24 protein-coding genes and 1 pseudogene are annotated in these 23191 nt (G+C 42.3%); 10 read left to right on the top strand and 15 right to left on the bottom strand.

Annotated features, from left to right (window positions below):
• From hemW to C2M33_RS12030, 6 genes and pseudogenes are all read right to left on the bottom strand, one after another.
• Nucleotides 1-1133 (bottom strand): annotated as a pseudogene (hemW, locus tag C2M33_RS12005) (radical SAM family heme chaperone HemW).
• A complete protein-coding gene (locus C2M33_RS12010) occupies nt 1130-1729 on the bottom strand; it encodes an XTP/dITP diphosphatase (RefSeq protein WP_105174529.1) in 600 nt (199 codons plus the stop codon). The pseudogene hemW and the gene C2M33_RS12010 overlap by 4 nt, the downstream one beginning before the upstream one ends.
• Nucleotides 1730-1736: 7 nt before the next feature.
• Entirely contained in the window at nt 1737-2177 is a 441-nt protein-coding gene (locus C2M33_RS12015) for a DUF4426 domain-containing protein (protein WP_105174530.1), read from the bottom strand.
• Nucleotides 2178-2235: 58 nt separating this feature from the next.
• Nucleotides 2236-2769 carry a YggT family protein gene (locus C2M33_RS12020; RefSeq protein ID WP_063702082.1) on the bottom strand — a complete coding sequence of 178 codons (534 nt, stop codon included), beginning with the start codon at nt 2767-2769 and terminating at the stop codon, nt 2236-2238.
• A gap of 23 nt (nt 2770-2792) precedes the next feature.
• Nucleotides 2793-3614 (bottom strand): pyrroline-5-carboxylate reductase, encoded by an 822-nt coding sequence (gene proC, locus C2M33_RS12025; protein WP_063702084.1) that lies wholly within the window; start codon nt 3612-3614, stop codon nt 2793-2795.
• Nucleotides 3615-3631: 17 nt separating this feature from the next.
• Nucleotides 3632-4345 (bottom strand): YggS family pyridoxal phosphate-dependent enzyme, encoded by a 714-nt coding sequence (locus C2M33_RS12030; RefSeq protein WP_063702086.1) that lies wholly within the window; start codon nt 4343-4345, stop codon nt 3632-3634.
• Nucleotides 4346-4347: 2 nt separating this feature from the next.
• Here C2M33_RS12030 and C2M33_RS12035 point away from each other — a divergent pair, with 2 nt between their 5' ends.
• Genes C2M33_RS12035 through C2M33_RS12045 form a run of 3 tightly spaced genes read left to right on the top strand, consistent with a single transcriptional unit; the run spans nt 4348 to nt 7409 of the window.
• Nucleotides 4348-5388 carry a type IV pilus twitching motility protein PilT gene (locus tag C2M33_RS12035; protein ID WP_063702088.1) on the top strand — a complete coding sequence of 347 codons (1041 nt, stop codon included), beginning with the start codon at nt 4348-4350 and terminating at the stop codon, nt 5386-5388.
• 14 nt (nt 5389-5402) lie between these two features.
• Complete coding sequence (locus C2M33_RS12040; protein ID WP_063702090.1) at nt 5403-6536, top strand: PilT/PilU family type 4a pilus ATPase; 1134 nt, start codon at nt 5403-5405, stop codon at nt 6534-6536.
• A complete protein-coding gene (locus C2M33_RS12045) occupies nt 6537-7409 on the top strand; it encodes a hypothetical protein (protein ID WP_233999183.1) in 873 nt (290 codons plus the stop codon).
• On the opposite strand, the gene ruvX is transcribed toward C2M33_RS12045, so the two are convergent.
• From ruvX to C2M33_RS12075, 6 genes are all read right to left on the bottom strand, one after another.
• The gene (gene ruvX, locus C2M33_RS12050; RefSeq protein WP_063702093.1) at nt 7406-7855 is read right to left on the bottom strand and encodes a Holliday junction resolvase RuvX; all 450 of its coding nucleotides are present in this window, start codon (nt 7853-7855) and stop codon (nt 7406-7408) included. The genes C2M33_RS12045 and ruvX overlap by 4 nt on opposite strands.
• Before the next feature lie 20 nt (nt 7856-7875).
• Nucleotides 7876-8433 (bottom strand): YqgE/AlgH family protein, encoded by a 558-nt coding sequence (locus tag C2M33_RS12055; RefSeq protein WP_063702096.1) that lies wholly within the window; start codon nt 8431-8433, stop codon nt 7876-7878.
• 24 nt (nt 8434-8457) lie between these two features.
• Nucleotides 8458-9411: a glutathione synthase gene (gshB, locus tag C2M33_RS12060; protein ID WP_063702098.1), complete on the bottom strand. Its 954-nt coding sequence runs from the start codon at nt 9409-9411 to the stop codon at nt 8458-8460.
• Nucleotides 9412-9479: 68 nt separating this feature from the next.
• On the bottom strand, nt 9480-10214 hold the full coding sequence (gene rsmE, locus C2M33_RS12065) for a 16S rRNA (uracil(1498)-N(3))-methyltransferase (RefSeq protein WP_105174531.1): 735 nt from the start codon (nt 10212-10214) through the stop codon (nt 9480-9482).
• Between the two features lie 69 nt (nt 10215-10283).
• A complete protein-coding gene (locus C2M33_RS12070) occupies nt 10284-10745 on the bottom strand; it encodes a hypothetical protein (RefSeq protein ID WP_105174532.1) in 462 nt (153 codons plus the stop codon).
• A gap of 28 nt (nt 10746-10773) precedes the next feature.
• A complete protein-coding gene (locus tag C2M33_RS12075; protein WP_063702105.1) occupies nt 10774-11667 on the bottom strand; it encodes a DUF350 domain-containing protein in 894 nt (297 codons plus the stop codon).
• Nucleotides 11668-11739: 72 nt separating this feature from the next.
• Between C2M33_RS12075 and glnE the strand changes: the two genes are divergently transcribed.
• On the top strand, nt 11740-14526 hold the full coding sequence (gene glnE / locus C2M33_RS12080) for a bifunctional [glutamate--ammonia ligase]-adenylyl-L-tyrosine phosphorylase/[glutamate--ammonia-ligase] adenylyltransferase (protein ID WP_105174533.1): 2787 nt from the start codon (nt 11740-11742) through the stop codon (nt 14524-14526).
• A 7-nt stretch (nt 14527-14533) separates the two neighbouring features.
• Here glnE and C2M33_RS12085 read toward each other — a convergent pair whose 3' ends face one another.
• From C2M33_RS12085 to tolC, 3 genes are all read right to left on the bottom strand, one after another.
• A complete protein-coding gene (locus C2M33_RS12085; RefSeq protein WP_063702111.1) occupies nt 14534-15109 on the bottom strand; it encodes a TcpQ domain-containing protein in 576 nt (191 codons plus the stop codon).
• 59 nt (nt 15110-15168) lie between these two features.
• On the bottom strand, nt 15169-16095 hold the full coding sequence (lpxL, locus tag C2M33_RS12090) for an LpxL/LpxP family Kdo(2)-lipid IV(A) lauroyl/palmitoleoyl acyltransferase (protein WP_063702113.1): 927 nt from the start codon (nt 16093-16095) through the stop codon (nt 15169-15171).
• 107 nt (nt 16096-16202) lie between these two features.
• Entirely contained in the window at nt 16203-17543 is a 1341-nt protein-coding gene (gene tolC, locus C2M33_RS12095; RefSeq protein ID WP_063702115.1) for an outer membrane channel protein TolC, read from the bottom strand.
• Nucleotides 17544-17693: 150 nt separating this feature from the next.
• On the opposite strand from tolC, the gene C2M33_RS12100 reads away from it, so the two are divergent.
• From C2M33_RS12100 to C2M33_RS12125, 6 genes are read left to right on the top strand one after another with little or no spacing between them, the layout of a single operon-like run.
• Nucleotides 17694-18326: an NUDIX domain-containing protein gene (locus tag C2M33_RS12100; protein WP_063702117.1), complete on the top strand. Its 633-nt coding sequence runs from the start codon at nt 17694-17696 to the stop codon at nt 18324-18326.
• 9 nt (nt 18327-18335) lie between these two features.
• Nucleotides 18336-18794, top strand: coding sequence for a DUF1249 domain-containing protein (locus tag C2M33_RS12105; RefSeq protein WP_063702119.1), 459 nt, complete (start codon nt 18336-18338; stop codon nt 18792-18794).
• Nucleotides 18781-19563: a metallophosphoesterase gene (locus C2M33_RS12110; protein WP_105174534.1), complete on the top strand. Its 783-nt coding sequence runs from the start codon at nt 18781-18783 to the stop codon at nt 19561-19563. Before C2M33_RS12105 ends, C2M33_RS12110 begins: the two co-directional genes overlap by 14 nt.
• Entirely contained in the window at nt 19548-20108 is a 561-nt protein-coding gene (locus C2M33_RS12115) for a YqiA/YcfP family alpha/beta fold hydrolase (protein WP_105174535.1), read from the top strand. Before C2M33_RS12110 ends, C2M33_RS12115 begins: the two co-directional genes overlap by 16 nt.
• A 33-nt stretch (nt 20109-20141) precedes the next feature.
• Nucleotides 20142-22031: a DNA topoisomerase IV subunit B gene (gene parE, locus C2M33_RS12120; protein ID WP_063702126.1), complete on the top strand. Its 1890-nt coding sequence runs from the start codon at nt 20142-20144 to the stop codon at nt 22029-22031.
• Nucleotides 22032-22083: 52 nt separating this feature from the next.
• Nucleotides 22084-23184: a PQQ-dependent sugar dehydrogenase gene (locus C2M33_RS12125; RefSeq protein WP_105174536.1), complete on the top strand. Its 1101-nt coding sequence runs from the start codon at nt 22084-22086 to the stop codon at nt 23182-23184.
• Nucleotides 23185-23191 lie beyond the last annotated feature (7 nt).

The raw sequence follows: 23191 nt of genomic DNA on the forward strand, positions 1-23191 counted from the left end.
TTAAACGAATAATTCTAGCAGGTCATTCAAAAAACGATGGCCTTTTTGGCTTACCTGCCAGTTATCTTTGTCATCAATTAGTAAGCCTTTTGTAATTGCTTCGGTCAAGGCTTGTTCCTGACTTTGCAGTGACAAACTTGTAAGCAAAGGTAAATCTGCTTTCGGACAAGGTTCGACTAAGCGAAAGCGATTCATAAAGAATTCAAAGGCTAAATCGTCTTCGGTTACTTGCCATTGTTCGTATAAATAAGGTTTGGCAAGGTCCATATAACCCCGCGGGTGCTTAACTTTCACGGTGCGGGTGATGACTTTATTTTCATCAGTAATTTTACCATGAGCACCACAGCCGATACCGAGATAATCGCCAAATCGCCAATAATTCAAGTTATGACGGCATTGGTAGCCGGGCTTGGCGTAGCCTGAAATCTCGTATTGCTCATAACCTGCTGCGGCTAGTAAAGCTTGACCTTGTTCTTGAATATCCCAAAGGATGTCATCATGAGGTAAAGTCGGTGGCTTTGAAGCAAATTGCGTATTTGGCTCAATCGTTAGCTGATACCAAGAGATATGGGGAGGATTAAGGGCAATGATTTTTTCAAGGTCACCCAAGGCATCTTCAAGAGATTGTCCGGGTAAGCCATGCATTAAATCAAGGTTAAAACTGTTTAGTCCCGCTTGATGCGCTTGCTAGCAGCGTAGCTTGCTTCATCAGCACCATGAATGCGGCCAAGGGCTTTTAGCTTGTCGTTTTGCATGCTTTGCACACCAATCGAAATACGATTAATGCCAGCGGCAACATATTCTTTAAAGCGACCAGTTTCGACGGTGCCTGGGTTTGCCTCTAAGGTAATTTCACAGTCATCGCTTAAGCCAATTAATCTGTCGACTTCGCCAAGTAGGCGAGTATAAGCGTCACCGGTTAATAAGCTCGGGGTACCGCCACCAATAAAGATGCTGTGGATTTTACGCCCTTGTACTAAGTGTAAATCGGCCTTGAGATCATCAATAAGATGCTGAACGTATTCTTTTTCGGGGATCGTGCCTTTTTGGCCATGGCTATTAAAGTCACAGTATGGGCACTTTTGCACGCACCAAGGCACGTGCACATATAAACTTAAAGGCGGTAAACTCACAGGCCGCCTTTTTGCTGCAATTGCGCAAGTAGTTGTTTTAAAGCTTGGCCGCGATGGCTAAGGGCATTTTTTTGCTCTTTAGTTAACTGAGCGCTAGTACATTGCTCAGACGGCACATAAAACACCGGATCATAACCAAAACCACCCTGACCATCTTGGCTGTGGGTGATTTCGCCTTCCCAACTGGCACTACAAATAAGCGGTGTTGGGTCCTCGGCGTGGCGCATTAATACTAACACACACCAAAAACGCGCACTGCGAACAGGGTTATCAGCAAGCTCTTTTAATAACTTATCGATATTATCTTGATCGCTAGCATCCGCTCCGGCAAAGCGTGCAGAGTAGACTCCCGGCGCACCATTTAGGCCGTCTACTTCAAGACCAGAGTCATCGGCAATCGCAGGCATGCCCGTGATCTTTGCTGCATGACGCGCTTTAATAATCGCGTTTTCAACAAATGTGGTGCCTGTTTCTGGCACGTCAGGCACTTGAAAATCGCTTTGTGGAACCACGTTAATATTAAGCGGGCTAAGCATACTTGCCAGCTCTTTTACTTTGCCAGGATTACCCGTGGCTAAAACCAAGGTGTTGTTCATAGGTCTATTAATCTACGTAAAATTTTTGCTGAAATTTCAGCGTCTGTACTTGGCCATTTTGATTAATTTCGATATCAAAACGGTAAATTTCTTCGTTGCTGTAATCGATTTGTGCAAGGTAATAAATTGCATCACCTTCAACAACTTCTTTAAATGTAAGCTGTTTTTTATTGCCAAGCAGGTTACGAGCTGTGCCTGTTAAGCTAGCTGTTTGTGCTGATTTGTCGCTATTTTTTAATACCGAAATATTGATAATCCCTTTATTAGGGCTACGGTCTAAGTCGTAGTTTTTGGCGATATTTGGCTGAATGAAGGTCGATGGAAATGCAATGTAGTGAACTTCCCAAGGGCCAAGTACCTTGTACTGAGCGCCTGCTTGTTCATCTGCTTTGGTATAGCTTGTAAATAAACTTAATAAAATCAAAGAAAAATAAATAAATTGCTTCATGGTATATCTCACTTAACAAAAGAGGCCTTTCGGCCCCTTACTGCTTCACGTTAAACGCTTAGCCAATAAAATCCATTAATAGAATTTGTAAAAACTGTAGACCAATAATCAACACTAAGATTGATAAGTCCAGACCACCGAGTGGCGGAATAACCTTACGAATTGGGCGTAACATTGGCTCAGTTAGCTGGTGGAATACAGCTTCAATTGGGTTGTAGCCTTGGCTTACCCAACTAAGTAAAGCACGAATAATTAATACCCAAAATAATAAGTTTAAACCTTCTTTGATCACTGTCATAAATGCTTGAATGAATACAGGACCCGGCGCCCAAGCATTATAAAACATCAGAAAAATAACACTGAGTTTTGCTACAGCAACTAAATAAGCAAGCACTAATGAAGCAATATCAAAGCCACCCACTCCAGGGATGATTTTACGTAGAGGGTTCACTGCGAACGAAGTGGCTTTCACCACAAACTGGCTCATAGGATTGTAAAAGTCAGCTTTTGCCGCTTGTAACCAAAAGCGTAAAAGGACCACCATTAAAAAGAGATCAAAAATAATCCCAACTAAAAAGTGCATGGCTTGCATAGTTTTACCTTCAAAAAGTAAGCTTAAAGTTCTTTTTCCATCGCTTCAGCGCGAGCAATACAGGCATCCATTGCATCTGCAACAGTACCGACTAAACCTTGTGATTTCAGATGTTCTACCGCTTCGTGAGTTGTACCCCCTTTAGAGGTTACGTTTGCACGTAGCTGAGAAATACTGATGTCTTGTTGCGACAGCGCCATTTCGGCTGCACCCAGTGCGGTTTGTTGTACTAAACGGCGTGCATCTTCATCGCTAAAACCAAGTGCTTTGGCTTTTTCTTCAATAGCTTCCATAAATAAGAAGAAGTAAGCAGGTGATGAGCCTGTTACAGCAATGATATCGTTGATTTGTGACTCTTGCTCAACCCACACAACAATGCCTGTACACTCAAAAACTTGTTGCACAAACTCGTGTTCTTCAGCGGTTTCACCCGCGCCATAAAGGCCAGAAACACCGCGACCGAGTAGTGAAGGGGTATTTGGCATGCAACGTACCATTTTTACATCTTGGCCTAGCATTTCACGTAATCGTTTAACGGTAAGACCGGCAGCCACTGAAATAAATAGTTTGTTGCTAAAATCAACGCCAGAATCTTGGAATGATTGACAAAGCTCGCCCATCATTTGTGGTTTAACAGATAAGACAATCACATCTGCATCGCGAAGTGCCGCGTTGTTATCCGCGGTAGTTTGCACCCCGAAATCAGCAGCAACCTTAGCTAATTTGTCTTGGTTGCGATTGGTTGCAATGATGTTTTTAGCTGCAAAACCGTTCTTTACCATGCCGCCAATGATGGCGTAGCTCATGTTACCCGTGCCTATAAATGCGATTTTTTTGTCTGACATATGTCTGTTATCACCTTTTAATTTCGTTGGCCAAATATATCCGTGCCAATGCGTACCATGGTTGAACCAGCTGCAATCGCCGCTTCAACATCGTTACTCATACCCATCGACAAGGTGTCTACTTGGGGATATTGGGCCTTTAGTTTATCAAAGCAAGCGCTTAATTGCTCAAAATATTGTAATTGTAGCTGGGCATCGTCGGTTTTGGCAGGAATCGCCATCACACCACGCAGGCACAAATTAGGGCATTGATTGACGAATTCGGCCAATGCCATTAGCTCGTCTGGGTGGCAGCCTGACTTCGCCTCTTCTAAACTAATATTAACTTGAATTAATACATTGAGCGGGGCTTTGTCGGCTGGTCGTTGCTCATTAAGACGTTTTGCAATTTTTGTGCGGTCAACACTTTGTACCCAATCGAAATGTGTGGCTACTTGTGCACTTTTATTTGATTGAATAGGGCCAATAAAGTGCCAAATAATGTCTGTGTAATCAGCCAATGCTGTGACCTTTGTGACTGCTTCTTGAACGTATGATTCGCCAAACTGGCGTTGACCATGCGTATAGGCGGCAATCACATCGTCTGCAGGTTTTGTTTTTGAAACAGCCAATAGGCTGATTGATTGCTCATCGCGATGATTATTTTTTGCAGCTTGAGCAATTCTTGCGTAGGCGGATGTAAGTCGTTCTGCTATTGTAACCATATAATTATCAGTTGGTTGTGGAGTCATAAATGGATATTACCGAATTATTGGCCTTTAGTGTGCAACACAAAGCCTCGGATTTACACTTGTCATCGGGCGTATCACCTATGATACGTGTTGATGGTGATGTGCGTCGTATTAATATTCCAGCATTAGAACAAAAAGATGTAAATAGTCTGGTATACGATATTATGAACGATAATCAGCGTAAGGACTACGAACAAAATCTTGAAGTGGATTTTTCATTTGAAGTACCAAACCTTGCGCGTTTCCGTGTTAACGCATTTAACTCAAACCGTGGCCCGGCTGCGGTGTTTCGTACTATCCCAAGCGATGTATTAACACTGGATGATTTAGGTGCCCCAGATATTTTTAAAACCATTGCCGACAACCCACGTGGTTTAGTGTTGGTTACAGGCCCTACGGGGTCGGGTAAATCAACGACCTTAGCGGCGATGGTTGATTATATTAATCAAACTAAACATCACCATATTTTAACTATCGAAGATCCAATCGAATTCGTGCACGATAATAAGCTGAGCCTTATTAACCAACGTGAAGTTCATCGTGACACGCATAGTTTCTCCAATGCACTTCGAAGCGCACTTCGTGAAGACCCGGATGTTATCTTAGTGGGTGAGCTTCGTGACCTTGAAACAATCCGTCTTGCGATGACCGCAGCAGAAACAGGCCACTTGGTGTTTGGTACCTTGCATACCACATCAGCACCAAAAACCATTGACCGTATCATTGACGTATTCCCAGGTGAAGAAAAAGACATGGTACGTTCAATGTTATCTGAATCATTACGCGCTGTAATCTCGCAAACCTTACTTAAAAAAGTAGGTGGTGGGCGAGTTGCAGCACACGAAATTATGATTGGTGTGCCGGCTATCCGAAATCTGATCCGTGAAGATAAAATTGCACAAATGTATTCATCAATTCAAACCGGTGCATCGCATGGTATGCAGACCATGGATCAATGTTTAGCAAACTTAGTTAACTACGGCATTATTACAACCAATGATGCACGAGCTAAAGCGCAAGATAAAACCCAGTTTGGTGGTTAACGGAGCTATTTAAAATGTCTTTACCTTTAAATCATTTTTTACAAGTCATGATCGACAAAAAAGGCTCAGACTTGTTTGTTTCGAGCCAGCTTCCTGTCAGTGCAAAAGTAAACGGCGAACTGTTGCCTTTAAGTGATGAAAAACTCTCTGATGAAGATTCACTCGCTTTAGTTGAGTCTGCAATGAACGATAAACAGCGCAAAGAGTTTCATGACACTAAAGAATGTAACTTTGCGATTGCAACCGATGAAGGCCGTTTCCGTGTTTCAGCCTTTTGGCAACGTGATAGAGCCGGTATGGTTATTCGCCGTATCGTTACGCAAATTCCTGATGTGAATGAACTTGGTTTGCCATCAACATTAACCGATGTGATCATGGCAAAACGTGGTTTAGTGCTGTTTGTGGGTGGTACAGGCACAGGTAAATCTACGTCATTAGCAGCGCTTTTGGGTTATCGTAATCGCAATCAACGTGGTCATATTCTTACCATTGAAGATCCTATCGAGTTTGTCCACGAACATCGTAAAAGTATCATCACTCAACGCGAGGTTGGTTTAGATACAGAAAGCTTTGAATCAGCCCTGAAAAGTTCACTGCGTCAAGCACCTGATGTGATCTTAATTGGTGAGATCCGTTCACAAGAGACCATGGAATACGCACTTAGCTTTGCTGAAACCGGTCACTTGTGTGTGGCAACACTGCATGCGAATAATGCCAACCAAGCCATTGACCGTATCATGCACTTAGTACCTAAAGAAAAGCACGATAAGTTAAAGTACGACCTTGCACTGAACCTTCGCGCCATTGTTGCGCAGCAGTTGGTGCCAACTGCTGATGGGGAAGGGCGTGTCGCTGCTATCGAAATTCTACTAAATTCACCGATGGTGGCAGAGCTCATCAAGCGTGGCGATATCGGCTCTATCAAAGAAACCATGGCTAAATCGAAAGAAATGGGCATGCAAACCTTTGACCAAGCGTTATTTGAGCTTTATAAACAGCGTCGTATTAACTACGCTGATGCGCTGCACCATGCTGACTCGCCAAATGACTTACGCCTAATGATTAAGCTGCAAAACAATGAACAAAGTGGTGCTGGTTTCTTACAAGGTGTGACTATCGATGGCCTTGATGGTAAGAGTGATATATAAATGCTGCTGCGAGTAAATTTAATCGGCTGGTTATTTTTATTATTGAGTACGTTTCACGTATACGGTAATGACAATAAAAGCGTGGTTATTTTTATTCGCGATGATGTTTATGACGATTACAGTCGCTTTTTGAATGGTCGTAAGCCCATTGAAGTTAAAGACTTTAGTGGTGCTTACATTCGCCGCGACGTCGTTGATATGATCATCGCTCAACAAGCGTTGAGTTTAGGTGGTTTTACTAAGCCATTTCGCTACCACAAAGGGAATGTTAATTATCGTAATACCAAGTTGTTAGAGGATGGCCAATTACTATTAAGCTTCGATAGTGTTTGGTCTGTTGATGCAAAGCAGCTTGCAGAGTCAGTATATATCTCAGATCCTGTCATTAGAAATGGTGAGTATTTTGCGGGCATATTTACTTCGCCGAACAACAAAAAAGTGCTTAAAGTAAAACAGCTTGCCGACTTTAAACAATTAACTGCGGTGTCAACACCACGCTGGCAAACCGATTGGCAAACGTTATCGGATCTGCCACTAAAAGAACTGCTCAGAGAAGATGAGTGGCTTGGGCAAGTCCGCACTGTATCGATGCAGTGGGTTGATTTTATGATGATGCCCCTGATGCCGAGTCTCAATAACCGTTATAGTTTAGAAAATATTGAACTGGTTGCAGTGCCAAACCTTGTACTCCAGCTCAATGATAGCCGTCATTTTATTATTTCGAAGAGTCACCCCGATGGCAAAGCGGCTTTTGCTGCAATTCAAAAGGGGCTTTCGCAACTACGTAAAACAGGCGCAATTGAAAAAGCCTACCGAGAGGCAGGCTTTATTCCAGATTTAAACAGCAATACTGTGATTAACAAAGCCCGTTAGTCACCATAAAACTGCTCAAAGAAACTTTCTAAAATGATTACTGCAGACATGTTATCAACGTTACCTTTGCCAAGGTTTCGATAACCACCTTGTTCGAATAAACGAGCTTTGGCATCAGCAGTCGTCAAACGCTCATCTTGTGTTTCAACCGGGATACCAAAGTGATTGTGTAAGCGATTAGCGAATTTTTTGGCTTTGAAAGTGACTTCTTGATTGGTGCCATCCATATTGAGCGGTAAGCCAACCACCATTAAATCTGGTTGCCACTCGTCAACTTGCTTTTTAATCAGCTGCCAATCAGGAATACCATCTTTCGCTTTCACTGCGTGTAAGCTTGAAGCCGTTCCTGTGAGTTCTTGACCAATGGCAATACCAATGCTTTTGGTGCCAAAGTCAAAGCCCATAACGGTGCGTTCACCGAGCGGCTTAAAAGTACGTTTTGTCATAGTCTTAAAAATATATAAAGTTAGGCGTGGCCTGCTTCAGAGCTTAATTGGCTAACATCAAAGCCCAGCATAGAGACTGCTTTTTCCCAGCGTTTTTCAACGGGAGTGTTAAAGATGATCTCAGGGTCTGCTTTAATAATTAACCACGAATTCTCTAACAGCTCTTGCTCTAATTGACCTTGATCCCAACCAGCATAGCCCAGTGTGATAATAAACTGATCTGGTGCCTCATTAGTGGTTAGGCTTGCTAACACATCTTTTGAGGTGGTGATCATGATGTCACTGCTGAGTTTTTGGCTTGACGCATAACCTGGCTTAGGCGAATGCAATACAAACCCACGATCGGTTTTTACAGGTCCGCCAGCATACACAGCAAAGCCCGCTGCTTGCTTGCTTTTGTCGTTATCAATTTCGATTTTATCGAGTAGCTCGCCCACAGTGATGTTGATAGGCTGGTTGATCACCAAGCCCATCGCACCATCTTGATTGTGCTCACAAATATAAGTGACTGCACGTTTAAAAAAAGGGTCTTGCATGCTCGGCATTGCGATTAAGAAATGATTCTCTAATGACTGCATAAGTCGCCCCTTTTACTGTTTAAATTAAGTATGGCTCAGTTTTCTTTCAATGGCATCAAATAAGTGGCCAGTGATTGAAATGTCGTATGCCGCTTCAATTTCTTTTACGCAGGTTGGTGCAGTCACATTGATTTCAGTTAAGCGGTCACCAATGATATCTAGGCCAACAAAAATCAGGCCTTTTTCTTTAAGGGTTGGTGCAACAGCCTCTGCAATTTTACGGTCTGAATCGCTAATTGGGCGTGCTTCACCACGACCACCTGCTGCTAAGTTACCGCGTGTTTCGCCATTTTGTGGGATACGCGCTAGGCAATACGGCATTACTTCACCATCAACCACAAGTACGCGTTTATCGCCTTGTTTGATTTCAGGAATATAGTTTTGTGCCATCGCAAAGCGGCTACCATGCTCGGTTAATGTTTCGCAGATCACACCGATATTTGCGTCGTCTTCTTTAATGCGGAAAATTGATGCTCCACCCATACCATCAAGCGGCTTTAAGATAATATCTTTATGCTCAGCTAAAAATGCACGAATGTCTGCTTGGCTGCGCGTTACCAAAGTATCGGGTGTATGTTCACTAAACCAAGCGGTAAATAGTTTTTCGTTCGCATCACGTAAGCTCTGTGGCTTATTGATTACCAGTGTGCCTGCTTGCTCAGCTCGCTCTAAAATGTAGGTTGCGTAGATATACTCAGTATCGAAAGGCGGATCTTTACGCATTAAAATAACGTCTAAATCAGCTAAAGCAATGGTGGCTTTTTCTTCTAATTCATACCAGTGATTTACATCATCAAATACACGGGCTTTGGCAGCTGTTGCATAGCTTTGACCTTGACGCAGAGACAGGTCATCCATTTCCATGTAGTAAATTTCGTAGCCGCGTTTTTGTGCTTCCATCATCATTGCAAAACCAGTGTCTTTTTTAATATTAAAGCCACTAATTGGATCAGAGATTATGCCTAACTTAATTGCCATGTTTTTGCCTTAGAGTCGTATGCCATACTGTGTTTTGTTACTTTGATATATGGGTGTTTTTACGGTTTTCAATTCGCTAAATCGCCAAACTGCAATTGCAATGCACTCAATACTGTAAGAGCGGCTGTTTCTGTTCGCAGAACACGTGGCCCTAAGCGAATATCAACAAAGTGTTGCTGTTTAGCTATGTCAATTTCTTCATCGGTAAAGCCACCTTCAGGACCGACTAAAAAGCGCACGCCTTCGCTGGGTACTTGAATCGTTTTAATGCTGTGCTCAGCGCGTGGATGCAGAGTAAGCTTAATCGCATCACTTGCTTGCTCTAGCCACTCTTTTATATCGATAGGTGGGTGCACAACAGGCACAAAGTTACGGCCTGATTGCTCTGCAGCTGCAATCGCAATTTTTTGCCATTGTTGGTGTTTTTTCTGTAATCGATCACCGCTTAGTTTGACACCACAGCGCTGACTAAAAATAGGTGTGATTTCAGTGATACCAAGCTCGACTGACTTCTGAATTGTAAAATCCATTTTATCGCCGCGTGATATACCTTGTCCTAAGTGAATTTTTAACGGTGATTCCACATCATGATCAATAAATTCTTGTGGCTCAACCAACACATTTTTTTTGCTTACTTCAATAATTTCACTGAGGTATTCACCTCCTTCACCATTAAAAATGGAAACTTTATCACCGACTTGCATACGCAATACTCGGCCAACATGGCCTGCGGCATCATCATCAAGTGCTACCGGGGTGTTTAAAGAAATCGCTGAAGGTTGGTAAATATGAGGAACTCGCATGGCTGTCACTTATCAATAATTTTAGCAATATGGTAAGTATACAGCGGCTTAGGTGCAATTATTTATTTGTTATTTAAATTCGTCTTTGGCAGTTAAAGCATGAGCGGTGGTTTCAGCAATTTCAGATTGACACGAAAGGTGATTAATATGAGCAGGATCAGGGCAGGGAATAAAACTAAAGCTATGCCCATCTTGTTGTACTAAGTAACGTATTTTGTGTAGCGAATTATAAATGAACTTTTGTGCATCATTCGCCAGTTGATAGTCGGTCTGATTGATCAGCACACCTTGAATATCATGATGTTCGTGTAGATAACTGGCGAGCTCTGAAACGCTAATTTCGTTACTAAAATCGCAATAGCAATAATCTTTAACGAGTTGATCGAACATGAGTTTAACCATGTGGCGGCTATTAGCGCCAGCCACAACTAGAGTCGAATTTTCGGCATTTGCAAAGTAGTGCTGAGCAAATGCGCGGCTAAACTCATCATCTATATCAACTAATAAATAATTATTAACTTTAAAGGGCATAATGCCTCACGATTCAAATACTTCCGTATCAAATTGAAAACATACTTATTAGTAAATAGCCTATTGCACCGAAAACGGCAAACTCAATACAAGCTATACCAATGTTATCTTGGTGATCTACTTCTAAGGATGTGTCTATATTAGGTAGCGAGATATATTTAATAATGTAGCTCAAAACATACAGCAATACCCACATCGCCCCGCAATGAGATACGAGAGTGAATAAATTTTCTACCATCTTACCACTAATAAATGATGCACTGGCAAGACCAGCATAGCCCGCAAGTGCTAGGCCAATAGACTTACCTGCATAGCGAATCCCAATAGAAGTATTTTCGAGATTAAAATTACTTTGCAGTGATGCGCCTTGGTTGGCTTTTGCAAAACGATACTCACGAATTTTACTATCAAGGGCAAACATCCCTTGCAGTACAAAGAAGCTCACCGTGGCGATAAGTAAGCTACTGTAGCCTTGGGTATGACACCAGTTATAAAGACCTAAAGAAATTATGCAGTTCGCGATTAACATACCTGAATCGACCAAAGCGGCACACACATTTTGCTTGAGTATGGCTGCTTCTTCGTTAAAGCGATGCAAAATCCATTTACGGTGAATTAAATGACCGACTTTAATAAAGGTAAACAAAAGTACAATGAGTAAAAGTACTTTGAGTGGATTAGACTGTGCGGCGCTTAAGCTGATTTCATCAAAAATATAGGCGATGGTGGTAATGACCACCAGGATTTCGCTAGCAAAGCTGATCCCCATGGCAAAATTATCATGTTGCGCAAGCTCTTCTTTAAGCGCTTGTTTTGCTTTAATTTGCGTTAGAATACGTAGCAGTACTATGGTGACGCAAATTACAGCGAAACTAATAGCAATCGCGACTAAACTAGTGTTAGATAATGATAAATATGACATGCAGGTCCCTGCTAAATAATTCTTTGATAATCATTCTAGTACGGTTATTGGCAAGTTAAAAGAGAGTATTTAATGAGTAATTTACACGCGCTTCCCGAGTCCCTTTATCAATTGGGGCAAACCCGCTTTGCGAGCTTGTATGAAGGGCAAGCTGAACAACATAAAATTATTAACTTGTTGTCTTTAAGTGACTTTGCGTGGAATTGCTTACAATCTCAACCTGACTTAAAAGACTGGCTACTTGATGACAATGAACTTGCTAATCGGACTGTTGAACTGCCTCTAAACAGTACTGAGATTAACGAGCTGGACGACAGTGCCGCAATGGCAAAGTTGCGCTTGTATCGAGAAAAGTATTGGTTGAAAGTGGCTTACCTTGACCTGTGTTGTGCAAATCCAATTGCCGATAGCATTGCTTATATCTCGGCCCTTGCAAGTCAGCTCATTGATAGTGCTAACCAGTGGGCGTTTGCGCAGGTCGCAAAAGTCAGTGGTATGCCACTTGATAATGAAGGTAATGCAATTGCCATGTTAGTGCTGGGGATGGGTAAACTTGGTGGGGGAGAGCTTAATTACTCATCAGACATTGATTTAATTTTTTCTTATCCTCGCGATGTTGCAACGCAAGGCGGTCGTCGCTCAGTAGAAGCCCAAGTGTTTTATACCAAAGTAGCGCAAAAGCTCATAATGGCGCTTAACCAAACCACAGTGAATGGCCAAGTATTTCGCGTTGATATGCGTTTGCGCCCGTTTGGTGAAAGCGGACCCTTGGTAATGAGTTTTCATGCAATGGAAGATTATTACCAAGAGCAAGGGCGTGAATGGGAACGTTATGCGATGCTCAAAGGGCGCTTAATTGGCACTGAAAACCCTTACTGGAAGGAGTTTTATGAATTGCTACGCCCGTTTGTTTACCGACGTTATATTGATTTTTCGGTGATTGAATCGCTACGTAAGATGAAGCAAATGATCGCCCAAGAGGTACGCCGAAAACGCCTCACAAACAATATTAAATTAGGGGCAGGTGGCATTCGAGAAGTAGAGTTTGTGGTGCAAGCGCTACAAATGGTTCGAGGCGGCCGTGAAGCTAACTTGCAAACTCAGTCACTGCTAATTGCTTTAAAAGAGCTGGTTAATAATCAAGTGATGTCGAGTAAAGAGGCCGATTTATTAACACAGAACTATTTAGACCTTCGTAAAATAGAGCAATACTTACAAATTTTTGCAGATAAACAAACGCAAACCCTACCTGATGATGAGTTAAACCAACAACGCTTATGTTATTTGCTTAACAAAGATGACTTTAAACAGTGTTTAACAAGTATTGAGCAGACCATGGCGCAAGTGCATGGTGAATTCGAGCAAGTGATTGGCTTTGAAAGTGAAACGGCGGATCCGTGTGAAAGTGAGTACATTAGCGCTTGGGAAATGACTGATGTGAGCCTGATGTGTGAACCTAACCTTGATTGGCAAGTGGCGCTTGAAGACTTTAAAGCGCGTCTAACAAAAGCGAAAATTGGCAGCCGCGGTCGTGATATCCTCGATAAATTAATGCCACTTTTACTTAAACAGTTAACCGTGGCGAAAGCGAGCAGTGATGCCTTTACGATGATTTGCCAAGTGTTAAATAAAATCATCTCACGTACCGCCTACCTAGAGCTGTTATATGAAAATCCTGGGGCATTAAATCAGCTGGTTGCACTTTGTTGTCATAGTAAATGGATTGGCGAGCATATCTCTCGTTATCCAATTTTACTTGATGAGCTGATTGATCCGCAGGTACTTTATAAACCGACACCTTTATCCGCTTACAAAGATGAAATCAGGCAGTATTTTTTGCGTATTGAACATGGCGATTTAGAGCTGCAAATGGAAGCACTTCGTCAGTTTAAACAAACGCATCAGTTACGCATTGCCGCAGCCGATGCAACCGGTGTGTTGAGTGTGATGAAGGTAAGCGATCACCTCACTGCACTTGCTGAGGCTATTGTAGAGCAAGCGGTCAATATTGCATGGCATGCGTGTGTTGAGCGCTTTGGCCAACCTGCCAATACGACAGAGCAAGAAAAGGGCTTTGCGGTGATTGCTTACGGGAAAACGGGTGGCTTTGAAGTTGGTTATGATTCAGATCTTGATCTGGTATTTGTGCATAACCATGATGGCAGCAGTTATACCGATGGTGATAAGTCGATTGATTCTAGGCAGTTTTATTTAAAACTTGCGCAGCGTTTAATGCACTTATTCAATACCCGCACTGCGTCAGGCATTTTGTATGAGCTTGATACTCGCTTGCGTCCTGAAGGGGCGTCGGGCTTATTGGCTATTAATTTAGAAAGTTACTACCACTATCAGCAAACTCAAGCATGGACCTGGGAGCATCAAGCCTTGGTTCGCTCGCGCATGATTTACGGACAAGACTCGTTGAGTGAGCGCTTTGCTCAAATTCGCAAAGACGTTTTATGCCAAGCTCGCGATAACGAAAAGTTGAAAACCGATGTCGTTGAAATGCGAGAAAAAATGCGTGCACACCTTGCTAAAGGTGATGATGAGCTGTTTGATTTAAAACAAGATAGAGGTGGTATCACAGATATTGAATTTATCACTCAATATTTGGTGTTGAACAATGCAGTGCAGTACCCTGAGCTAACGACATGGTCTGATAATGTGCGCATTTTAGCTGATGCTGCCCGTTTAGGCTGTATTACTGTGCAAATGCAGCAAGAGTTAGTGGCTGCGTATATTGCCTATCGTTCACGTTATCACGTAATGAGTTTGAATCAGCAGGGACGTTGTGCGCCACGTGCTGAGTTAACTCAGCACATCGACTTAGTAAGTCTGGCGTGGCAAGAGGTGTTTTAGATATTAGCTAGCTTTTTAAGCGACGGCAGTTTTCGCGCACATAAGCAGAGGGCAGCTCGGTGATAACCGCTGCTCTTTGCTTAAAGCAAAAATAGGTGTAAACCTCATTTTCGAAATCATCGTTGATGGCGCGACCAACTTGGTAAAGTGTTGAAACAAAGTTACTATCAACGCGAAAATGATCTTTTACAACATAGTCTTTGCTTAAATACCAGTACAACACGATGTCTTCGTGACGGGCATAGTCAGACAGTACATCTTTTAAAGTATTGCCATTTTCAAAGCGGCGAGGTTGGATGTCACCAGTCCAGTTTGGTGATGAAGGCTCGACGACTTTTTCGCGTTCAAAAAGCGCGACATCTAAGCTGGTTTCAGGCGTAGGCAATTTTAGAACGTATTTATCGCGCTCATTATTTTTGTCATTCACTTGGTTACGTAGCGCTGCATAAAAGCGCGATAAACCTTGTGCTGCAGCATTTTTGGTATCTTTCATGTCCAATACAGGACCACTACCAAATAAAAAGTAAATAGCAGCAGCAATCAAAATAAAAGCTAATGATAAATGCTTAACCCAAAACCACATTTCTAATACTCTTGTTGTTAATTAGCTTAATAAAACCATATAAACAGCAAAATGTCACTCTACTTGTAATAAGAAGGTGCGTTCTTGTCAGGGCGAGTTTTAAAGCGGCGGTGAAGCCACATATATTGCTCAGGTGCTAAATCGATGGCTTGTTCCATACGCTGATTTACGTGAGTAACGTCTGCAAGGTCATCGCCACTTGGGAAGTTTTCAAGAGCAGGTAATACTTCTAGGTGGTAGCGACCATCCTTATCACGACGACTTGTTAAGCTTACCGTTTCACAGTTACGGCTACTTGAAAATAACAGCGTTCCCGTTGTTGTGGCTGCTTCTTTTACCGCATAAAAAGGGGCAAACTCACAGCGGTTACGGCCGTAATCTTGATCTGGCAGGTAGTAACAAACCTTTTTATTTTTAAGTGCTTGCAATAAGCCTTTGACATCTTTTTTGCCAATTAAATATTCGTTTGAACGAAGGCGACCGTTAGTCGTGAAATATTCCATCAAAGGGTTATTATGAGGACGATAAAAGCCAATGCCTTGGTGTTTTACACCCATAATACGGCTCGCCATTTCTAAGTGTAAAAAGTGTGGCACAAGTAACAGCACGCCTTTACCTGATTGCTGAGCTTTTTCAAAGTGCTCCAAGCCTTTAACTGAACCAAATACTTTATTGATACGCCAATTTGGCCACCACCAAGCCATGCCGGTTTCCATCATTGCAATACCGGTATTTTCCATGTTTTTGCGGACTAATTCGCGTTGTTCATGTTCAGGCATATCAGGAAAACATAAGCGAATGTTGACCTCTGCAATATGACGGCGGCGCTTCATAAAGCGATGGACTAAACGGCCCAGCAGTTTTCCAAGTGCAAGTTGTAATTTATGTGGTAACCAAGAGATAAGGTATAAAAAGAACACGCCAATCCAAGTTAACCAGTAACGAGGGCCTAAAAAAGACGCTTTAAAAGGAGATGAACTAACCACAAAAAAATCTCTAAAAATAAAAAAGCTAGTTTAACTGTATGTCCTTAAAAATACAAAAAAGCCAGCACGAGGCTGGCTTTCGAGTAAGGACTATATAGAAGAAATACTTAGATTTCTTTTAAACCTTGGTTAATTGCAACAAGGTCTTCGCTAGTAAGCGTACCAGCAGCTTGTTTCAAGCGTAATGTTGAAACAACATAACGGTAGCGAACGTTTGCTAAGTTACTTTTTGCATTGTAAAGGTTTTGCGTGCTGATCAATACGTCTACGATAGTACGTGTACCAACTTCAAAGCCAGCTTCAGTTGCTTTAAGTGCACTTTCAGCAGAAACAACAGCTTGTTGCAGCGCTTTATAAGTCGCGATGTCAGATACCACTTGGTTATACGATGTGATCACTGAGCGAGTTACTGCACGTAAGCTTGCTTCTAAATCTTCACTTGCCGCAACATAGTATGCGCGAGCTTGATCAGTCGCTGCTGTAGTCGCGCCACCTGAGTAGATAGGTAGGCTGAAGTTAACACCAATACTCGCACTGTCTTCACGTGGCTGATGTGAGTTGCTGTTTAGATCAGTAAGGCTGTCACCGTATGAAGCGCTTAACGTTAACTTCGGATAGTGGCCAGCTTTTGCTAAGTCGATTTGATCTTTAGCAATATCAACCGTTACTTTTGAAACTTGCAGGTTTAAGTTGTTGTCTTTTGCAATTTCAATGTAGTCAGTTGACTGTTTGTTAGGTGCAACCGTTGAAAACGTATCTGTATTCAACATGTCTAGTTTTGCGTGGTATTTGCCTGTGATTTCACGAAGTTGCTCACGGGCTGTTTCAACGCTGTTCTTAGCAACGATTTCTTGTGCTACTGAGTTATCGTACTGCGCTTGCGCTTCATGTACGTCAGTGATTGCAGTTAAACCTACCGCATAACGCTCTTTAGTTTGTTGTAATTGACGCTCGATAGCGCGTTTTTCAGCTTGAACAAACTCAAGGTTATCGATTGCACTGAGTACGTTGAAGTAACCATCAGCAACACGAACAATTAGGTCTTGGCGAGCATAATCATATTGTGCATTTGCTTGTAATGCTTGTTTATCTGCAATACCCAGTGAATTCCATGCACCTAAATCAAACAGTGTTTGATTTAAGCTAATACCACGGCTGAATTCATCAGGGTCATAGTCATAACCGGTATAACCCGTTGCATCAGTACCGTCATAAAGATCTGATTTGGTTGATTGGTAACCAAGGCTTAAACCAATTTGTGGTAATAGTGCACTTAACGCGCGATCGCTCTCAAAGGCTTGCGCATCTGCTTGGGCTTTTGCTTTAAGTACGGTAGGATCGTTTGCTGTCGCAATCTCGTAAACTTGTAGTAAGTCTTCAGCGTAACTTGCTGTTGCAGTCAGTGCGCTTGAAAACCCAATCAGCGCAGCGAGTAGTGTTTTTTTCATTGTTCGTTCAGTCCTTAGACAATTTTGTACTGTGACCATGGTACTCTTTTTTAATGAATAACCAAAAAAAAATTACGTAAATCTGCATGTCCAAGTGTAACAGAATATAATTGGCCGTAACATTTACTTAAAACGTGAAGGAAATAGTGAATGAAAATATCAGCAATCTCACAATTTAGCCATGATGACATAGAGTTAAAGCCAATTGAGCGTGTTTATGATGGTTTCTTTAAAATTAACACCTATCGCTTTCATCATGCGTTGTTTGCAGGTGGTAAATCGGTTGAAGTTAAACGCGAAATTTTAGAGCGCGGCCATGCTGTTGCTGTACTTCCTTATGACCCTGCGACTGACCAAGTTTTGTTAATCGAACAAATTAGAATCGGGGCGCTCGCATCAAAGCAGTCACCTTGGTTACTTGAGTGTATTGCTGGTATGGCAGATGGCAGCACTGATTACGAAGAGGTTGCTAAGCGCGAAGCATTTGAAGAAGCGGGTATTGAGCTTGATGAGCTGGAATTTATGATGTCATATCTTTCAAGCCCCGGCGGCACCACTGAGCGTTTGTATTTATATTTAGCACGTACTGACTTAGCAGGGTATCAAGGCGGTATTTTTGGCTTAGATAATGAAGATGAAGATATCAAAACCCATGTAATGTCATACGATGAAGCTATGCTGCGCTTAGAACAGGGTGAAATAGACAATGCAGCGACAGTTATCTCATTACAGTGGTTAGCACTGAATAAGCAACGTATACTGTCTGATTGGAAAAACTCATAGGGGATTATTTTGTCGTACGTCAGTGCCCAGCAGCGTTATATTCAAAGCTTACCTAAGTACTTAACTTTGTGTGAGCATAATTACGTGCGTGCGCTTAAGCTCTTACCTCATGAACGCCGCGTCGGTCAGGAGCGTAAAGTGCAATTAGGTCACAGTACTTTTACGGTTAAAGTTGACGATACAGCAAAATACACCACAGATATTTCTATCAGCCAAGAGACGGGTAATTTACCTTCGGTTAAGCCATTGTATTTAACTGTGCGCATGTATCATGATGCGAAAGTCGCTGAAATTGTGCATCATGATTTTCATCAGCGCATCAAGCCTTCCTATGCTTACCCTAATCCGAATATGCATCAAAAAGATGAAAAATATCAGCTTAACGCCTTTTTATATGACTGGCTGGTGGCCTGTGTTGAAAACGGCCGTGCAGTTTTAAATTGGGATGTAAATAATGGCTTGGTTTAGTTACGCCTACCATTTTGATAAAACAGCATTGAAAGTTGCCCATATCACTGACAGCCATTTATCAAAAGACACAAGGGGCGAATACTTTAGCGTGAATACGGCGGCGTATTTTGCGCGTTGCTTACAGGCTATTGCCAAGTTAGATGTGGATTGTCTGGTGTTTGGTGGTGACTTAACACAAGATCACAGCAGCGAGTCATATCAACTTTTTGCTAAGTTAATTGATGACTCAGCGCTCAGTTGTCCGGTGTTTTGGCTACCAGGCAATCATGATGAACTCGCGGAATATGAAAAGCTTACGAGTCCGCAAATTTTAAGTAATAAATGTATTACTTTTTTAGGTGGGCAGTTGCTGTTGGCAAACTCAAAAGGCCCGACACCAGCAGGTTGGGTAACACACACGCATTTAGATGAATTAAACCAAGCAATAGGGCAGGTACCTAGCGTGGTGTTTTGTCATCATAATCCGCTACCCATTCAAGCCTACTTAGATAAACATATGCTAGAAAATGGCCCGCAGTTTTTAAATATGTGCGTCAATACTGAGCATTGTGTTGGCGTGTTCCATGGTCATGTGCATCATGAGTACAGGCAAACCTACCGTGACCTTAGTGTGTATGCGACACCGGCCAGCTCAATCCAATTTACCAAACACACGATGGCGTGGCAGCAAGACGATTTAGGCCCCGCATTTAGAGTTATCAACTTAACAATTGATGAGCAACAAAACTTACGCTTAAGCACGGATGTAGTATGGCTAAACGAGTAATTTATATTCATGGCTTTAATAGCTCAGAGAAGTCTTATAAAGCCGTTCGTTTTGGTGAGCATATGGCACAATTTGATGTTGATTATCAGGTGCCAAGATTAACTCATGAACCATTACATGCAATTTTACAATTAGAACAACTGCTAAATGATGATACTGTATTACTAGGAAGTTCATTAGGCGGTTTTTATGCGACTTATTTGTCGCAACGTTATTCGATACCTGCGGTGGTAATAAACCCTGCGGTTCGGCCATTTGAGTTACTCGATAACTATTTAGGGCCAAATTATAACCCGTATCAAGATAGTCATTACGAACTTGATACTCGTCACATGGATGCATTGCGCAGTTTATATTTGCCGCAATTAGACACTCCTTCATTGCTTTATTTGTTACAGCAAACGGGCGATGAAGTACTGCCTTTTCAACAGGCGGTTAACTATTATTCTCAGTGTAAGCAACACGTTGAATTTGGAGGCGATCATAGTTTTATCGGCTTCGAACAAACCTTTGCAAGTATTGTAGATTTTCTTAAAATCACGTAAAACATAGCTAAGCGCATAAAAGATATAAAAACTATGAGTCAGCAAAATTATAACGCCGAAGCAATTGAAGTCTTAAACGGGTTAGAACCCGTAAAACGCCGCCCAGGTATGTACACCGACACGGTTCGTCCTAACCACTTAGGTCAAGAGGTTATCGATAACAGTGTCGATGAAGCAATGGCAGGTCATGCAACAAAAATAGATGTCATTCTTCATGAAGATAATTCCCTTGAAGTTATCGATGACGGCCGTGGTATGCCGATTGATATTCACCCAGAAGAAGGTATTCCGGGTGTGGAACTTATTTTTACCAAGCTGCACGCCGGTGGTAAATTCTCAAATAAAAACTATCAATTCTCGGGTGGCTTACACGGGGTAGGTATTTCGGTTGTAAATGCGCTATCGACTCGTGTTGAAGTTACTGTGCGCCGTGATGCACAGCAATTTCGCATGGCCTTTGAGAACGGCGATAAGGTTGAAGACTTAAACGTCATTGGCTCTGTGGGCAAACGTAACACAGGTACAACTGTGCGCTTTTGGCCTGATGCCAGCTATTTCGACTCTGCTAATTTTTCGATTACTAAGCTTAATCATTTATTAAAAGCCAAAGCGGTATTATGCCCAGGCCTGCGTATCAAGTTTACTAACAAGCAAACCAAAGAAAGCCAAGAATGGTATTACGAAACTGGCTTAAAAGACTATTTAACAGAAGCGGTTAAAGGTTTTGAAATACTCCCAAAAGAACCATTCATTGGTGAGTTTTCAAGCTCAACAGAGGGCGCTGACTGGGCTGTAGTATGGTTACCTGAAGGCGGTGAGTCCATTGCAGAAAGCTATGTAAACTTAATCCCTACTGCACAAGGTGGTACACACGTTAATGGTTTACGCCAAGGTTTACTTGAAGCAATGCGTGAATTCTGTGAATTCAGAAACCTGCTACCGCGTGGTGTAAAGCTAACACCTGATGATATTTGGGAACGCTGTAGCTATGTGTTGTCGGTAAAAATGCAAGATCCGCAGTTTGCAGGCCAAACAAAAGAGAAATTATCATCTCGTTCTTGCGCGGCGTTTGTATCTGGTGTGGTGAAAGACTCATTTAGCTTATGGTTAAACGAGCACACTGAGACTGCTGAATTATTAGCTGAGCTATGTATCTCAAATGCACAGCGCCGCTTACGTGCTGCCAAAAAAGTTGTCCGTAAGCGCATTACCTCAGGCCCTGCGTTACCTGGTAAATTAACTGACTGTAGCGCTCAAGATAATGACCGCACTGAACTGTTTTTAGTAGAGGGTGACTCTGCGGGTGGTTCAGCAAAACAAGCACGCGATCGTGAATTCCAAGCAATCATGCCGCTGCGCGGTAAGATTTTAAATACGTGGGAAGTTGAGTCAGGGCAGATTTTAGCATCGCAAGAGGTGCATGATATTTCAGTGGCTCTAGGCATTGACCCAGACTCGAGTGATTTATCTGGCCTACGCTACAACAAGATTTGTATTTTGGCCGATGCTGACTCGGATGGATTACACATTGCTACCTTGTTATGCGCACTGTTCGTTCGCCATTTCCCTGCGCTTGTAAAAGAAGGTCACGTCTATGTGGCGATGCCACCGCTATTTCGTATCGACATCGGAAAAGAGGTGTATTACGCCCTCGATGAAGATGAAAAGAACGGTATTTTAGCGCGCATTGAAGCAGAGAAAAAACGCGGCAAAGTGAACGTGCAACGCTTCAAAGGGTTAGGTGAAATGAACCCATTACAACTGCGCGAAACGACCATGGACCCTAATACGCGTCGTTTAGTACAGCTTACTTTGGATGAAGAAGAGCAAACTATGGAGATGATGGACATGCTACTTGCGAAAAAGCGTTCATCAGACCGTCGCCAATGGTTAGAAGATCACGGTAACCGCGCAGAAGTTTAATAAAGGGTGTAGCAACCTAATTGCTAGCAACGAATTAAAGGGCAAGACAAAAATGAAAAAATTACTGACCTCCTTACTATCGCTGAGCTTGTTATCAGCGCCAGTAATGGCAAAAGATATTCTTGATAAGCTGACAGTCGCTGATGGCTTTTCTATCAGCTTATTCGCTGATGATGTCGAAAATGCACGCCAAATTGCGGTATCAAAAAAAGGCATTGTTTACGCAGGTTCACGTAAAGCAGGTAACGTGTATGCATTAATTGACCACAACAGTGATGGTGTAGCAGATAAAAAGATTGTGATTGCCACAGGTCTTGAAATGCCATCTGGTTTAGCTGTTAAAGATGGTGATTTATATGTGGCTGAAGTGTCACGTATTATTCGTTTTAAAGACATTGATAAAAATCTAAAAGATCCTAAATTCGAGGTGGTATACGATAAGTTTCCAACAGATCGTCACCACGGCTGGAAGTTCATTAGCTTTGCACCAACTGGTGAGTTAATTGTGCCAGTGGGTGTGCCATGTAACATTTGCGCTGAAGACGACAAATACGGTCGTATCTTTTCTTTAAATGTTGATACCAAAGAAATTAAAACGATCGCCAAAGGTGTACGTAACTCAGTTGGTTTTGACTATCACCCTACAACAAATGCATTTTGGTTCAGCGATAACGGCCGTGACATGATGGGTGATGACATCCCACCTTGCGAAATTAACCGTGTTGGTGAAGGCGAAGAGGGCGCGCATTATGGTTTCCCTTATGTTCACGCCGGTGCGATTTTAGATCCTGAATTTGGCGCAGGCAAAAGCATTGCTGACTATAAATCGCCTGCCCTTGCATTAGGTGCCCATGTTGCACCACTGGGTATCCATTTCTATAACGGCAAGCAGTTCCCTGCTCAGTACAAAGAGCAATTATTTGTTGCCGAGCATGGCTCTTGGAACCGTAGTAAAAAGTCAGGTTATAAAGTAATGCTAGCGAATGTTGATCAAGGTCGTATTACTAAATACACCCCATTCATCACTGGTTTCATGCAAAACGAAGAAACATTTGGTCGCCCAGTTGCATTTGCAGAGCTTGCAGATGGCAGCTTATTGATCTCAGACGACTTTGCTAACGTGATCTATCGTGTTAGTGCTAAGAAAAAATAGGTAAGCG

Origin of the sequence: Pseudoalteromonas sp. T1lg122, assembly GCF_002964825.1 — a bacterium.
GTDB lineage: Bacteria > Pseudomonadota > Gammaproteobacteria > Enterobacterales > Alteromonadaceae > Pseudoalteromonas > Pseudoalteromonas gelatinilytica.